This is a genomic window from Cellulomonas sp. P5_C5 (genome assembly GCF_054049655.1).
On sequence record NZ_JBFULY010000029.1, the window covers coordinates 33,723 to 47,382 of the forward strand.

General features: G+C 72.4%; 16 protein-coding genes. 9 read left to right on the forward strand and 7 right to left on the reverse strand.

The genetic code is table 11. The annotated features are described in order from the left end of the window. Positions 1 to 8: 8 nt before the first annotated feature. From ACXJKF_RS18460 to ACXJKF_RS18470, 3 genes are read right to left on the reverse strand one after another with little or no spacing between them, the layout of a single operon-like run. Positions 9 to 992, reverse strand: a complete 984-nt coding sequence (locus ACXJKF_RS18460; RefSeq protein WP_456789178.1) for an ABC transporter substrate-binding protein — start codon at positions 990 to 992, stop codon at positions 9 to 11. A gap of 46 nt (positions 993 to 1,038) precedes the next feature. Then, the gene (locus ACXJKF_RS18465; protein WP_456789179.1) at positions 1,039 to 1,866 is read right to left on the reverse strand and encodes an ABC transporter ATP-binding protein; all 828 of its coding nucleotides are present in this window, start codon (positions 1,864 to 1,866) and stop codon (positions 1,039 to 1,041) included. Positions 1,867 to 1,924: 58 nt separating this feature from the next. Continuing rightward, complete coding sequence (locus tag ACXJKF_RS18470) at positions 1,925 to 3,013, reverse strand: VIT1/CCC1 transporter family protein (RefSeq protein WP_456789180.1); 1,089 nt, start codon at positions 3,011 to 3,013, stop codon at positions 1,925 to 1,927. Positions 3,014 to 3,153: 140 nt separating this feature from the next. Here ACXJKF_RS18470 and ACXJKF_RS18475 point away from each other — a divergent pair, with 140 nt between their 5' ends. After that, complete coding sequence (locus ACXJKF_RS18475; RefSeq protein ID WP_456789181.1) at positions 3,154 to 3,567, forward strand: ATP-binding protein; 414 nt, start codon at positions 3,154 to 3,156, stop codon at positions 3,565 to 3,567. Here ACXJKF_RS18475 and ACXJKF_RS18480 read toward each other — a convergent pair. Then, complete coding sequence (locus ACXJKF_RS18480; protein WP_456789182.1) at positions 3,554 to 4,132, reverse strand: hypothetical protein; 579 nt, start codon at positions 4,130 to 4,132, stop codon at positions 3,554 to 3,556. The two genes, ACXJKF_RS18475 and ACXJKF_RS18480, sit on opposite strands and share 14 nt — an antisense overlap. A 109-nt stretch (positions 4,133 to 4,241) precedes the next feature. Here ACXJKF_RS18480 and ACXJKF_RS18485 point away from each other — a divergent pair, with 109 nt between their 5' ends. The 3 genes from ACXJKF_RS18485 (at position 4,242) to ACXJKF_RS18495 (ending at position 7,012) form a co-directional block, all read left to right on the forward strand. Then, the gene (locus ACXJKF_RS18485; protein ID WP_456789183.1) at positions 4,242 to 5,429 is read left to right on the forward strand and encodes a sensor histidine kinase; all 1,188 of its coding nucleotides are present in this window, start codon (positions 4,242 to 4,244) and stop codon (positions 5,427 to 5,429) included. Further along, positions 5,426 to 6,082, forward strand: a complete 657-nt coding sequence (locus ACXJKF_RS18490; protein ID WP_456789184.1) for a response regulator — start codon at positions 5,426 to 5,428, stop codon at positions 6,080 to 6,082. The genes ACXJKF_RS18485 and ACXJKF_RS18490 overlap by 4 nt, the downstream gene beginning before the upstream one ends. Before the next feature lie 153 nt (positions 6,083 to 6,235). Then, positions 6,236 to 7,012 carry a CPBP family glutamic-type intramembrane protease gene (locus ACXJKF_RS18495; protein WP_456789185.1) on the forward strand — a complete coding sequence of 259 codons (777 nt, stop codon included), beginning with the start codon at positions 6,236 to 6,238 and terminating at the stop codon, positions 7,010 to 7,012. A 115-nt stretch (positions 7,013 to 7,127) separates the two neighbouring features. Here the strand turns inward: ACXJKF_RS18495 and ACXJKF_RS18500 are convergent, their stop codons facing one another. From ACXJKF_RS18500 to ACXJKF_RS18510, 3 genes are read right to left on the reverse strand one after another with little or no spacing between them, the layout of a single operon-like run. Then, on the reverse strand, positions 7,128 to 8,114 hold the full coding sequence (locus ACXJKF_RS18500; RefSeq protein WP_456789186.1) for a TIGR03557 family F420-dependent LLM class oxidoreductase: 987 nt from the start codon (positions 8,112 to 8,114) through the stop codon (positions 7,128 to 7,130). A gap of 38 nt (positions 8,115 to 8,152) precedes the next feature. Then, positions 8,153 to 9,250, reverse strand: a complete 1,098-nt coding sequence (locus ACXJKF_RS18505) for a Gfo/Idh/MocA family protein (protein WP_456789187.1) — start codon at positions 9,248 to 9,250, stop codon at positions 8,153 to 8,155. A 52-nt stretch (positions 9,251 to 9,302) separates the two neighbouring features. Continuing rightward, positions 9,303 to 9,929: a hypothetical protein gene (locus tag ACXJKF_RS18510; protein WP_456789188.1), complete on the reverse strand. Its 627-nt coding sequence runs from the start codon at positions 9,927 to 9,929 to the stop codon at positions 9,303 to 9,305. Between the two features lie 136 nt (positions 9,930 to 10,065). Here ACXJKF_RS18510 and ACXJKF_RS18515 point away from each other — a divergent pair, with 136 nt between their 5' ends. From ACXJKF_RS18515 to ACXJKF_RS18535, 5 genes are all read left to right on the forward strand, one after another. Continuing rightward, positions 10,066 to 10,683, forward strand: a complete 618-nt coding sequence (locus tag ACXJKF_RS18515; RefSeq protein WP_456789189.1) for a hypothetical protein — start codon at positions 10,066 to 10,068, stop codon at positions 10,681 to 10,683. Continuing rightward, positions 10,677 to 11,669, forward strand: a complete 993-nt coding sequence (locus tag ACXJKF_RS18520; RefSeq protein WP_456789190.1) for a hypothetical protein — start codon at positions 10,677 to 10,679, stop codon at positions 11,667 to 11,669. The genes ACXJKF_RS18515 and ACXJKF_RS18520 overlap by 7 nt, the downstream gene beginning before the upstream one ends. A 151-nt stretch (positions 11,670 to 11,820) precedes the next feature. Continuing rightward, a complete protein-coding gene (locus ACXJKF_RS18525) occupies positions 11,821 to 12,129 on the forward strand; it encodes a hypothetical protein (RefSeq protein ID WP_456789191.1) in 309 nt (102 codons plus the stop codon). Continuing rightward, positions 12,126 to 12,635, forward strand: coding sequence for a hypothetical protein (locus tag ACXJKF_RS18530; protein ID WP_456789192.1), 510 nt, complete (start codon positions 12,126 to 12,128; stop codon positions 12,633 to 12,635). Before ACXJKF_RS18525 ends, ACXJKF_RS18530 begins: the two co-directional genes overlap by 4 nt. Before the next feature lie 83 nt (positions 12,636 to 12,718). Next, the gene (locus ACXJKF_RS18535) at positions 12,719 to 13,411 is read left to right on the forward strand and encodes a hypothetical protein (RefSeq protein WP_456789193.1); all 693 of its coding nucleotides are present in this window, start codon (positions 12,719 to 12,721) and stop codon (positions 13,409 to 13,411) included. The last annotated feature ends 249 nt before the right edge of the window (positions 13,412 to 13,660 follow it).

Here is a 13,660-nt window from a genome sequence, read left to right on the forward strand (position 1 = left end):
TCACGGTGTCAGGCTGCGGTCAGGGCTGCGACCGTCGCGTCGATGAACGCAGCGCCCGACTCCGGGCCGCCGAACAGCCAGATGCCGTCGGGCAGGCGGGTGGTGTCGCCCGCGACGACGAAGGGCAGCTGCTCCCAGATGGCGTTGCCGGCCAGGCCGTCCTGGAACGCGTCGCCGCCGTCGGTGTCGTTGCCGACGTAGAGGAAGTGGATGTCGCCCAGCTCGGTGAGGCCCTCGACGTCGGTCTGCGCGAGGCCGTAGTCCGGGTCGCCCTCGCCGGTCCACGCGTTCTCCAGGCCGATCTCCGCGGCGAGCGCGCCGAGGTAGGAGCCGGGGGTGTACATGCGGATGGAGACGGCGCCGTCGGCGAGCCAGCCGTCGGCCATCGTGAAGCCCGCACCGGCCAGACCGGCCTCGTCGAGCTCGGCCTTGGCGTCCGCGACCTTGGCGTCGAAGTCCGCGAGCGCGGCCTCGGCGGCGTCGGACGTGCCGGTCGCCTCACCGAGGATCTCGAGCGTGCGACGCATCTTGCCGATCGGGTCGGTCGCGTCCGAGCCGCGCAGCGCGATGACGGGGTACTCGGCCTCGATCTGCTCGATGACCTCGGCGGGCAGGTCGGTCGTGGTGACCACCAGGTCGGGCTCGAGGGCCGCGATCGCGTCGAGCGACGGCTCGCCGCGGAAGCCGACGTCGGGGGTCGACTCGTCGAGCGGGACGATCGTGTCCCACGTGTTGTAGCCCTTGACGTCGGCGGCACCGACCGGCGTGACACCGAGTGTGAGCAGGTTCTCGGTGAGGCCCCACTCGAGCGAGACGACGTTGGTGGCCGGGCCGTCGAGCTCGACGGTGCCGCGGTCGTCCTCGATGGTGATGGTCTCGCCACCGGCGGCGGCGCTCGACGACGGCGCGTCGGCGGCGTCCTCGGTCGTGCCGCAGGCGGTCAGCAGGAGCGCGGCTCCGGCGAGCAGGGCGGGGAGGGCTGTCTTGCGCACAGGGGTGTCCTCGGAGGTTGGTGAGCGGGGCTTGGACGGGCAGGCTCTAGACGGCGGTCAGGTGGGAGCGGTGCGTGTGCTTGCCGACGGGGCGGGTGTGCACGCGGCCGGTGTGCTCGTCGCGGTGGACGTCGATGCGGATGCCGTACGTCTCGGTGAGCGCGTCGGCGGTGAGCACCTCGTGCGGGCGGCCGGAGCCGACGACCTCGCCGCGGCGCAGCAGCACCACGTGGTCGGCGACGGCGGCGGCCTGGTCGAGGTCGTGCAGGACGACGCCGACGGCGACGCCGTGGTCGTCGGCCAGGTCGCGCACCAGGTCGAGGATCTCCACCTGGTAGCGCAGGTCGAGGTACGTGGTGGGCTCGTCGAGCAGCAGGACGTGGGTGTCCTGCGCGAGGCAGGTGGCCAGCCAGACGCGCTGCAGCTCGCCGCCCGAGAGCTCGTCGACGCCGCGCTCGGCCATCGACCCGACGCCCGTGACCTCCATGGCCCAGGCGATGGCGCGCGGTCCGTCGGCGTCGTTCTGGCGCCAGCGGCCGCGGTACGGGTGGCGGCCGTAGCCGACGACGTCCCGGACGCTGACCCCCGACGGCGTCGGCCGCGACTGGGACAGCAACGTCACGCGCCGGGCGAAGTCCTTCGCGGACAGGGCGTGCGCGTCGGGGACGTCGGGGAGGCTGACCGTGCCGGACTCGGGGCTGTGCAGGCGGGCGAGCGCACGCAGGAGCGTGGACTTGCCGGACCCGTTGGGGCCGATGAGCGCGGTGACCTGGCCGGGCTGGAGGCGCAGGTCGGCCGACGTCACGACGACTGTGCCGTGGTAGGCCAGCGTGAGGTCGTCACCGCGGAGGGCGTCGCGCTCGGAGGAGGTCACGGGCTGAGGTTAGCCTCAACTAAGTAAGGCTTGCCAACCCTTGCTCAGATGGTGAACGTCACACCGACGCGCCGAACGCCAGCCCGAGCAGGTACGTCGCACCGGCGGCGCCGTACCCGATCGCCAGCTGCCGCAGCGCGCGCTTGGCCGGCGACGCCCCGGACAAGACCCCGACGGTCGCACCCGTGGCCAGCAGCGCGAGCCCCACCAGCACGGACGCCCACACCACCGCCGTGAGACCCTCGGCGCCCAGCAGGTACGGCAGCACGGGGATCGCCGCACCCGACGCGAAGAAGCAGAAGCTCGCCGCCGCGGCGCCGACGGCGGTGCCGACCGACTCGTGCTCGTCGACGGCCTCGGACTCCTGCGGGAGGGCGTCGATGGTGTCCAGCGACCCCAGGACCTCGTCGGCCCGCGCCTGCGCCTCGCCCGGATCCATCCCGCGCGCCCGGTAGACCAGCGCCAGCTCGTTCGCGTCGACGTCGAGGTGCGGCAGGGCCGCCCGGGCCGCCTGACCCGGCCGGGACGCCTCGAGCAGCTCACGCTGGGACCGCACCGACACGTACTCCCCCGCGCCCATCGACAGCGCCCCCGCGAGGAGGCCCGCCAGGCCCGTGAGCAGGACGGTCGACGTCGCCGCGCCGCTGGCACCGATGCCGAGCACCAGCGCCAGGTTGCTGACCAGGCCGTCGTTCGCGCCGAACACCGCCGCGCGGAACGTTCCCGAGATCCGGTTGCGGCCCCGGGTGGCCAGACCGCGCACGACCTCCTCGTGGATCGCCTCGTCTGCGGCCATCGTCGGCGTCGCGTCGGCGTCGTCGTCGTACCCCGACCGCGCCTCGGCGCGCTGCGCGAGCGCGAGGACGAACACCGACCCGAACCGACGGGCCAGCACCCCGAGCGTGCGCGTGCGCAGGTCACCGCGGCGCGGCCTGCCGACGTCGTCGCCCAGCAGGTCCAGCCAGTGCTGCTCGTGCCGGCGCTCCGCGTCGGCCAGCGCCAGCAGGATCTCGCGCTCCTCACCGGTGCGCCGGGACGCGATGTCGCGGTAGACGGCCCCCTCCGCGCGCTCGTCGGCGAGGTACTGCCGCCACCGGCGGACCTGGCTCCGGGACGGGGTCGGACGTGCGGTCGGTGTGGTCTGCACGCCTCATGTTCCCAGCAGGCTGGGGGGAAAACTGACTTCAGACCGGTGTTCAGGTTGCCGAATCATCAGATGTGCATGACCGTGGCTGGGGTCGACGGAAGCCCGTCTTCGTTCCTGTCCCACTCTCCGGGAGGCTCCCGATGTATGCCGAGACGGCCGTGACGCCCGCGCTCTCCGCGATCGCGCCCGCCCGGCACTGGGCACGGGAACGCCTCGCCGAGAGCGGGATCGACGACGGACGCCTCGACCTGCTCGTCCTCCTCGTCAGCGAGCTGGTCACCAACGCCGTCGCGCACGCCGACCCGCCGGTCGTCCTGCGGGTGCACGTCGACGAGGAGCGCACCCGCGTCGAGGTGACCGACGGCGTCCGCGAGGTGCCGGTGGTGCGCGACCCCCCGCCGACCGCGCTGGGTGGTCGGGGCGTGATGTTCGTGGACCGGCTGGCCAGCAGCTGGGGCACGTCCGAGGAGGAAGGCGAGGCGGCCAAGGCCGTCTGGTTCGAGCTCCGGCACGACGACGTCAGCGAGCTCGGCCACTTCTCTACCGAGCACTGACCCTCTGCGGCCGGACGCGCGTCGACAGCTCCGACCACACCGGTCCGAACACCAGCCACCCGACGAGCACCAGCGTCGCCCGGCCCGCCCAGCCCGCCAGCACCTCCCGCTGCGGCGGCTCGGTCGCGATGAGCATCAGCACCCCCAGAACGCCGCACGACACCAGCCACGCGACGACCACCCGCCCCCACAGCCGCCACTCGTAGCTGCGGGCCGGCGCGCCCTCGCGCGGTCGCGGCTGGGGCGCGGGTCCGCCGGCGAACCGGAAGGCCACCCACGCGTCCACCTTGTGCACGGTCAGCTTCCCGAACCCGACCGTGAAGCCCAGGTACAGCGCCGCCAGCCCGTGCGTCCACGTGGGCTCCGCGCCGCGCAGCAGGTCGCCGACCGTCGCGGCGAGCAGGACCACCTCCAGCAGCGGCTCGCACAGCAGCAGGACCGTCGACGTCCGGCGCCGGTGCAGGACGTAGCGGGCGACGACGGCCGCGGCCAGGAAGACCCAGAACGCGATCTCGCACGCGACGACGAGGGCAGCGACCGGGTTCTCGCGGAGGGCGTCGATCATGCGACGACTCTCTCCGCGGCGGCCACGGCACCGCGTCAGGCATCGGGCGCACGCCCTCGTACATCCTTCGGACGACGGTCTTCTCGCAACCGTGTGCTGGGATGACCGGATGGGACGTCTCCTGCGCGCTGGTGTGCAGGACGACCGCGTCGTCGCGGTGTCGCTCGTCCTGTTCGGCGTCGTGCTGGCGCTGCTCGGCCTGGCCGGTCGGCCCCCGCGCGCGCTCGCCGACACCGTGGTCGGTCAGTACGCCGTGTGGTGGCACCTGCTGATCCTGCTGTGCGCGGCGACCATGCTGCTGGCCAAGCGCCGGCACCCCGTCCTGACCCTCGTCGTCGTCGCTGCGCTGTCCGTGGTCGACGGCTACCTCGGTGGCGGCATCGCGGTCTTCGTCGTGCTGTTCGACGCCCTGTATACCGCGGCCCTGGTCACGCGCCCGGTCGTGCGCCGCCGGATCACCTGGACGGTTGCCGTCGTCGCCGTCGGCGGGCCCGTCGCGAGCCTGGTCGCCGGGGCCGAGCTGCGGGACGCGGTCGTCCTGTTCCTGCAGGCGGTCGCCCTGTACGGGACACCCCTGTGGTGGGCGTCCGACGTGCGGCAGCGCACCGAGCTGGCGGAGCTGGAGCGTGAACGTGCCGACCTGGCCCATGCCGTCGCCGCGGACGCCGTCCGGATCGCCGAGCTGGACCGCGAGTCGGCCGTGCGCGAGGAACGTGCGCGCATGGCCCGGGACCTCCACGACGTCGTCGCCGGCCACCTGTCCGCCGTCGCCATCCACACCGAGGCCACGCTGGCGTCGACGGACACCTCCCGGGACCGGGACACCCTGCGCACCGTCCGCGCCGGGGCCCTGGAGGCCCTGGCGGAGATGCGGTCGATGATCCTGGTCCTGCGCGGACGCCCCGACCCCGTCGCCGCCCCCGCGGGCMTCGCCCGGCTGGACTCGCTCGTCGCCGCCGCGCGGTCCGCCGGGCAGGACGTCGTCCTCGTCGGCGCCGCTCCGTCGCCCCTGCCCGCGGCGACCGACCAGGCCGCGTTCCGGATCGTGCAGGAGTCGCTGACCAACGCCGCCCGGCACGCCCCCGGAGCAGCCGTCGAGGTCGCCGTGAGCGGCCGGGACGACGTCGAGGTCGTCGTGTCGAACCCGCTCGGGGACGCCGCCGCACCGCCGCTGAGCACCGCCACCGGTCTGCTGACCATGCGCGAGCGGGCCGAGGCGCTCGGCGGGACGCTCGTCGCCGGCCCCTCCGACGGCCGCTGGGTCGTGCACGCCTCGCTGCCACGGGTCGCGTCATGACCGACGACATCCGCGTGCTCGTGGCCGACGACCACGGCGCCATCCGCGCCGGCCTGCGCCTCATGCTCGACGGTGCCGACGGGATCACCGTCGTCGGGGAGGCCGCCGACGGGGCCGCCGCCGTCACGAACGCCCGCGCCCTGCGGCCCGACGTGGTCCTCATGGACATCCGGATGCCCGGCATGGACGGCATCGAGGCCACCCGGGCGATCGTCGCCGAGGGGCTCGCCGACGTCCTCGCCCTGACCACGTTCGACCTCGACGACTACGTCCGCGGTGTGCTCGCCGCCGGCGCCGTCGGCTTCCTGCTCAAGACCGTCGGTGCCGCCGAGCTCGTCGACGCCGTCCGCCGGGTCGCCGCCGGCGACGGTGTGCTCGCCCCCGAGGTGACCCGGCGGCTGCTCGCCGACCTCGTCGCCGCCCAGACGCCGCCCCCGGCACCCGCGCGAGGAGTCGACGACCTCACCGCCCGCGAGCGCGACGTCCTCGCGTGCCTCGGCGCGGGGATGTCGAACGCGGAGATCGGCCGGGCGCTCGACATCACCGAGGCCACGACGAAGACCCACGTCACGCGCGTCCTGGCGAAGCTCGACTGCACCTCACGCCTCCAGGCGGCGCTCGTCGCGGTCGAGGCCGGCGTCGTGCGGCACTGACCGGAGTACCACRGACGCAGTACGCGCAGATGACTGCGTCCGCACGATGTGGACCACCAGCCTCCACGAGCACCCTGGAGGTGTCGGAACCAGCAGGGTGACGACGAGCAGCAGGCCCCCCGGCGCCCGCCCTTCCTCTTCAGGAGCATCACCATGACCGCCGTGCTCACCGCGACGAGCTCACCGAGCACGTCGGCTGAACCGAACCGGACCCCGGACTTCCCCTTCTACAACGGCCTCCCGTCACGCATCAGCGGCGCGGGCTGGGCGACGATCGTCGCGGCCGTGGCAGCCGGCGGCGCGGTGGACATGTTCCTGCCCGTCGGCGGTCCCGCCTGGTTCTCGACGCTGGTGCGCGGACTGCTCTTCGTCGCGATCCCCCTCGCGGCGTTCGTCCTGGTCGCCCGCCCCGACTGGCGCGTGATCTTCCGCGGCGTCGGCCGTCGGGACGTGAAGCTCTGGTTCGGCTTCGCCGCGCTCAACGTCGTGATCACCTCGGTCGTCGGCGTCGCGCTCTCCCAGGTGATGGACATGCAGGCCAACCCGATGGTCGGGGCGCTCGCCGACCTGAGCGGCGGGGAGCGGGTGGCCACGTTCCTGTCGATGGTCCCGCAGCTGTTCGGCGAGGAGCTCTTCACCATCCTGGTTCTCCTCGCGACCCTGACCCTGCTCTCGCGCGTCGTCCGGCTGCCGCGCCGGGTCGCCGTGGTCGGCGCCGTGCTCGTCGCGACCCTCGTGTTCGCCGCGATCCACCTGCCCACCTACGGCGGGAACTTCCTGCAGTGCCTCGCGGTGATCGGCGTCGCGCGCGTCGTCCTGCTCATCCCGTTCCTCACGACCAAGAACATCTGGGCATCGACCGGTGCCCACGTCCTCAACGACTGGACGCTCTTCGCGATCGGGCTCGCGACGGCGGCCGCGGTGGTCTGACGGTCCCGTCCGCACACCGAGGAGGGTGGGTGCGCCGCGGCGCACCCACCCTTCGTCGCGCCCGGCTCAGTCCTCGTCCTCTCTGTCGGCCCGAGCCTGCGCTCCGGCTCAGTCCTCACACGGTGGGTGCTGCGGTGCGGAGCTTCTCGAGCAGGGGCCCGGCGGCCGTCGCCAGGAACTCGTCCTGTGCCTCGTCGCCAACCTGCACGATCGCGACGTCGGTGAAGCCTGCCTCCCAGTACGCGGAGACCGCCTCGACGACGGCATCCAGGTCCGGGCCGCACGGGATCTGCTCGGCGACGTCGGACGGTCGGACGAACTGGCTGGCCGCGTCGAACGCCTCCGTCGTCGGAAGGTCGGCGTTCACCTTCCAGCCGCCGGCGAACCAGCGGAACTGCTCGTGYGCGCGGGCGACGGCCTTCTCCCGGTCCGGGTCCCAGCTGATCGGGACCTGCCCGATCTTGCGCGACTCCGGCAGGGAGTGCCCGCGCGCGTCGTCCCACGCATGGATCACGTCGGCGTCCGGCTCGACGGCGACGAGGTGGTCGACGAGGTTCGCGAACCGCGCGATCGAGTCCGGCCCCGAGACGGCCGCACCGATCTGGATCGGCTCGTCGGGAAGGTCCCAGACCTTGGCGGAGTCCACCTGGAAGAAGTCACCGGCGTAGTTCACGCGGTCGCCGGTGAGCAGCTCCCGGATGATCTCGACGGCCTCCTCGAGCATGTCGTGGCGCTCGCCCACCGCGGGCCAGCGCTCACCGACCACGTGCTCGTTGAGGTTCTCCCCCGCGCCGACGTTGAGCTGGAACCGACCGTCGGAGAGCACCCCGAGCGTCGCGGCCTTCTGCGCGACGACGGCTGGGTGGTACCGGAGGGTCGGGCAGGTCACGTAGGTCATGAGCTCCACGCGCTCGGTCGCCTGGGCGACAGCGCCCAGCAGCGTCCAGGCGTGCGGTGCGTGACCCTGCGCGTCGAGCCAGGGGAAGTAGTGGTCGCTGCACACCTCGAAGTCGAATCCGAGGCGCTCAGCGGCGATGGAGTAGCGGACCAGGTCCTTCGGTCCGGACTGCTCGGTCATCAGCGTGTAGCCAAAGCGTGTCACCGGTCGACGGTCGCACCGCGCCCGCCGGCCCGCATCCGCTACGCGTCGGCCCACGCCTCCCGGGCCGTGCGAACCGGCTCACCCGTGCGACCCGCCTCCTCGATCGCCAGCCCCAGCAGGTGGTCCTGGCAGCCGTCGGCCAGGGGGTATGGCGGCGGGCCGTCACCGCGCACCCACGCGCCCGTCGCACCGAGCAGCGCGGCGACGGCGATGTCGTCATCGGCCAGCCGGGCACCCTGGAACCCGTTCCGGTACAGGACACGTCCGTCCAGGCTCAGGTGCTCCAGGTCGAACCCGTCGAGGTTCTGCTCGAGCCCGGTCACACGCCGGACGATCGACGAGCTGAGCACCGTCCGCTCGTCGACCCAGCGCGTGACGGTGTCGTCGACGATCTCCCCGTGCGAGCCGCGGACGACGATCCGGTTGGTGCGCAGCGGGTTGTGCCACTGGTTGTCCGTGAAGTCGTACAGGGCGCTGCGGCCGTCACCGAAGTCGAGCGTGGCGAGGATGTTCCACGCGTCCACGGGCTCGGTCGCGCCAGTCCAGCCGTCGCGTGCGAGCGGGCTGACCAGCGGTGCGGTGACGGTGGTGGCCCGCACGACGACCTCTCCGCGGCCCGCTCCGAGCAGCCGCCGGATGAGACCGACCGCGTGGTACAGATGCGTCGAGCTGATCTGTACGCTCGTCGCAACGCCGATGAGCCCGGAGTCGACGACGGCGATCCGGGCCGCGTGCGAYGGCATCGACGGGCTGTGCTCGGCCACCTGGACCAGTCCCGACGAGCCCACGTCCGCCCACAGCTCCCGCAGCCCGTCCGCGTCGGGCGCCGGCGGCGTCTCGGCCAACACCGGGATGCCGAGCTCGACCAGCTCACGGATCGCGTCGGGGGTCACGGGCCACGGCACCGAGACGACCACGAACTCCGGCCGGTCGGTCGTCGGCCCGACGGCGGTCACGAGCTCCTCGATGGTGCGCACCGTCGGCACGCCCCACGCCGTCTCGACCTGCGCGCCGCGCTCCGCGGAACGCGTCACCACGCCGGTCACCTGGAACCGCTCGGGCATCAGGCGCGCCATGCGGACGAAGAACTCCGCCCGCCACCCGCTGCCGACCACGCCGAACCGGATGGGAGCCATGAACCGTCCTCACCGTCGAGAGCCACGAACTCAGCGAGCGTAGCTCCGGTCGTCAGCGCTCGGGGCGGTCCACCTGGAGGCTCAAGGCGACGGCGCGCAGGGCGTCGTCCATGCCCGGCGCGTACTCGAGCGAGCTCGTCGTGCCCGTGAGCACCGCGAGCCAGATGCTGTMCGGCAGCGGCGCCGCGATCTGCGACGTGATCTGGTCCGCACCCGTCGGTGTCGTCTCGATGCGGCGCGCCAGGACCCCCGGACCGAGCCCTGTCTCGACCGGCTCACCCTGCTGGACGACGAGGCCCGCGAGGTCGAGGTCGGCCAGGACAGGTGCCGTCCGGAGCCACGTCAGCGACAGCGACGCGACGTCGGGCAACGCGTCCGCACGGACGGGCTCCGGCGCGTCGCCACCGATCCGCAGCATCGTCGCGACGGCACCCGTCGCCGCACTCACGCCGGCCACGGACCGGAGCACGTTCGCCAGGCCGAGCCGCTGCCGCTCGGTCAGCGTCGGCCACAGCGCGGACCGCGCGACGAGCGCCACCAGGTCGTCGCGCAACCCCGGCGCGTCGCCCCGGAACGCCTCCCAGCCCGGCGGTGCCGTCATGGTGAACGCGAACGGCGGCCGGGCCGGTACGCCCGGCTGACGTCGGTACGACCCGGCGGCGGATGCGGTGCTCGTCACGCCTGGGACCCTAGCGGCCCCCGTCCCGTTCATCCCCTCTGAAGTCGAGACAATGTGGACGGAGTAGATACCCTGGGCGTCGGCCGGGCCGTCCGGCCTGCTGCGCAGGTGACGAGCAGAGTGACGAGGAGGGTCGATGGGTCGGGTCCACGTGATCGCCGTGTCGGCGCTCTGCGCGCTGCTGCTGGCCGGGTGCACGTCCGGAGGCAACGAGCCCACAGGGCTGACCGCATCGCCGACGAAGCCCGCCAAGACGGCCGCCCCGACGCCGACCGCGACCGCGACCGCGACTGCAGGCGGGGTGAAAGACCTGTCCGACCCCGAGCTCGGCATCGTGTTCGAGGACGTCCCCGTCCTCGAGGGCGACGCCGCCGACGTCTACAACTGGATCGCCACGTACAACAAGGAGTACTGGCGAACCCTGACGACGAACAGCCTCAGCCCGGCGGCCTCCATCCTCGCGTCCGCGGAGGTGCGGGCTCGCCTGCAGCAGATCGCGGAGAACAACGCCGCCGACCAGGCCGTCGTCGGCGGGGTCCTGCACTCGCGGATCAGCAACATCGTCGTCGACGGCGACACCGCGACAGGCACGATCTGCGACGACTACCGTGACGCCACGTTCGCTGACGTCAACGGGACGTACACCCCTGAGGAGGCCGGCTTCGGCGGGACTCCGCACAAGACTCTGACACTGACCCGTGAGGCGGAGGACCGGTGGATCGTCGGGAAGAGCGAGGTGGAGGGAACATGCTGAAGCGCCTACMCATCGTGGTGGCGACCGCCGCCGCGCTCGTGCTCACCATGGGCGCGCCCGCGTTCGCCATCGACGGCGACACGCCAGGCACGACGACGCCGGAGGTCACGCCCGGAGCCGGCAACGGCGGGATCTCGGTCGTCATCACGCAGAGCTCGTCGTGGGGCGGCAGCACGGCAACGACGACAGGAACCACCACCACGACGGTGGCGCCCATGTGCTGGTTCGAGGCCGGGATGACGGGCTACGAGTACTACGAGTACTGGAAGCCGGGCGGCCCGGCGCGCGAGGCGGACACACTGGACGACTACGCCGCGCAGGGCCTGCTGAACCCCGAGTACGAGAAGTACGCGACCGACACGACTGGGTACTGGTACGACCCGACGTGCCAGTACGACGCACCCGCCGCGACGCGCGGGCCGTACGTGGTGCGCGACTCGATCTACGTGCCGGCCGGGACGCCCGCGCCCGTGGCGCAGGTCGAGATCGACCCCGTGGTGCTGGCCCAGGCCGCGCGGGACGCGATGGACCTCCCCGAGGGCACGCTCCGGTGGAACCCGTCGCTGGCCGGATCGGGTGCGACCGTGGTGGGCACGGACACGTGGGTCTGGCTCGAGGGCGGAGCACCCACGATCACCGTGACGGCACAGATCCCAGGCGGCCTGGGAGCAACGGTGACGGCGAACTTTGCCAGCATGACGCTGAAAGCGGGGAAGTTCGCCGCACCGGAGACCTGCACCAACCCGGGAACGCCGTGGACGGCGGGGGCGACCGACACCTGCAGCCTGACGTTCACCCGCTCGACGGCGGACGGAACCGACACGAAGCTGCCTCCGGCGACGCTGACCGCAACGCAGACTTGGGCCGCGACGTGGAACACGACCGAGGACCCGACCCCGCAACCCTTCGACGGGGATGCCCCGACCGTGACCGCGACCGCCCAGCTCCCCGTCGCGGAGATCCAGTCGATCGTCACCCGAGGCTGACCTCCTCGCCATGACCTCGACGGTCGCTCGCACCCACGTGCGGGCGACCGTCGTCGTCTGTGGAGAAGCCGCCCGCACGCCGGGCTCCGACCGGTAGCGTGCACCGGAGCAACGACGACAGCCCTGTGGGGGCACGAGCTGGAGGCATCGCGTGGACCCGGTCGAGCGTTCCCAGCAACGGGTCGACGAGCTGCGCGCCCTGCTGCGCGACGTGCGAGCCGCACGAGCCGACGTCCCCTCGCTCTCCCGGCCGACGGGATCCGTCGGCGCACACGGGACCTGGACAGGATCCGCCGCGGACCGGTTGCACCGTGACGAGCTCGCGCCCCTGTCGACCGGCCTGAGCCCTTCCCTGCAGCGCGCCGAGCAGGCGATCCAGGACGAGCTCAGCCACGCCCTGCGGGCCCACGACCGCGCCGAGGCCCAGGCCGAGGCAGACAAGCGGGCTGCGGACGCGTGACCCCGCTGGTCGAGCTCCCGGCTACGGCAACAAGTTTCCTCCTGGAAGCCGGACTGGACGTGGGGCCGGCGCCCAGCGGGGACGGTGTGCTCGTGTACGACTCGGAGAACGGGCTGATCATTCGACGCGACGCCGAGACGTTCGTCGTCGAGGACTTCAGCCGCGGACACGTCGGCAGGGTCCTGCTACGAACCGAGGAGCGAGCGGCGGTGTCGCGGTACGTCGTCCTCTGGTCCGGACCCGCATGGCGGAACCGAGCGGGTCTTCCGTTCCTCTACACAATGCGTGACCCGGCGCAGGTCCCGGACGGGTACGAGGTGCGACAGAGCTCCCCGCGCCGCTTCACACTGCTCTGGTCGCAGGACGGCCGGGGGTGCCGCGCCGAGGACCTCGACACGGGACACGTCACCGCGCTCGCACGAGCGCTTCCACATTCGCTGGGAGACGTGGTTGCGTCCTTGAAGGCCCCTGGCGGGTGGCCTGTCTTTCCCCAGGTGGTCCGGTGAGACCGGCCACCCTTCGCTGATCCGGAGCTGCCCATCGCCCGAGGGATCGCAAGGTCGCGCTCCTCCTTCGGCCGGTCGGTCGGTTGAGGGTGCCGATTGTGGATAAGCCCCACCGAGCCGATGTCGGGTTCGGTACGGTTTGGCGCTCCTGGCGGCTGCTGGGGTGCGGATCAAAGGGGCAGTTGATGCGGTCGGTCGCGGGTGTCGTGGTGTCGGTGGTGGCTGTCGTCGGGCTGGTGGGGTGCTCGTCGCCGAAGGAGCCGCTGCCTGGGCTGACCGCCTCAGCGACGGTGACCGCGGCACCGACGCCGACGCCGTCTCCGACCATCGACTACTCCGACGCCGAGCTGGGAATCGTGTTCGAGGACGACACGGACCTGACCGGCGACGAGGCCGAGGTCTACCACTGGGCCGCCGTGTACGAGACGGAGTACTGGCGGACCATGACCACGAACACGCTCAGCCCGAAGTTCAGCACCATCGCCTCCCCCGAGATCCAGTCCCTGATGCAGCAGATCGCGGACGGCAACGCGGCCATCCAGCTGAAGACTGGAGGGGCGCTCCACGTGGACGTGCGGGAGGTCGCCGTGGACGGCGAGACCGCTCGGGCGGTCGTGTGCGTGGACTACCGGGATGTGACCGCCACCGACCCGAACGGCTCGTACACCGCGGCGGAGGTCGGATACGGCGAGACGACCCGCGAGGAACTGTCGCTTGCTCGGGTCGCTGATCAGACCTGGATCGTCCTGACCAGCACCGTCACCCCAACGTGCTGAGTCGATTCGGCCTCGCTCTGCTCGCGGCAGGTGCCGTCGTCGGGGGCGCCACGGTGTCGTCTTCCACGGCGACTCAGCCCCCGATCGGGCACAGCAACACTTCCGGAACCCGCCCACCTCCGGCGGTGGTGTCGCCGGTGGTGTCCGGTGAGGGTCTGGAGGTGGTGGTGACGCAGGACGGGTCGACGTCCTCGGGCCGCCCGTTCTCGGGTTCGACGACGGAGCGCAGCAGGAACATCAGGATCACCC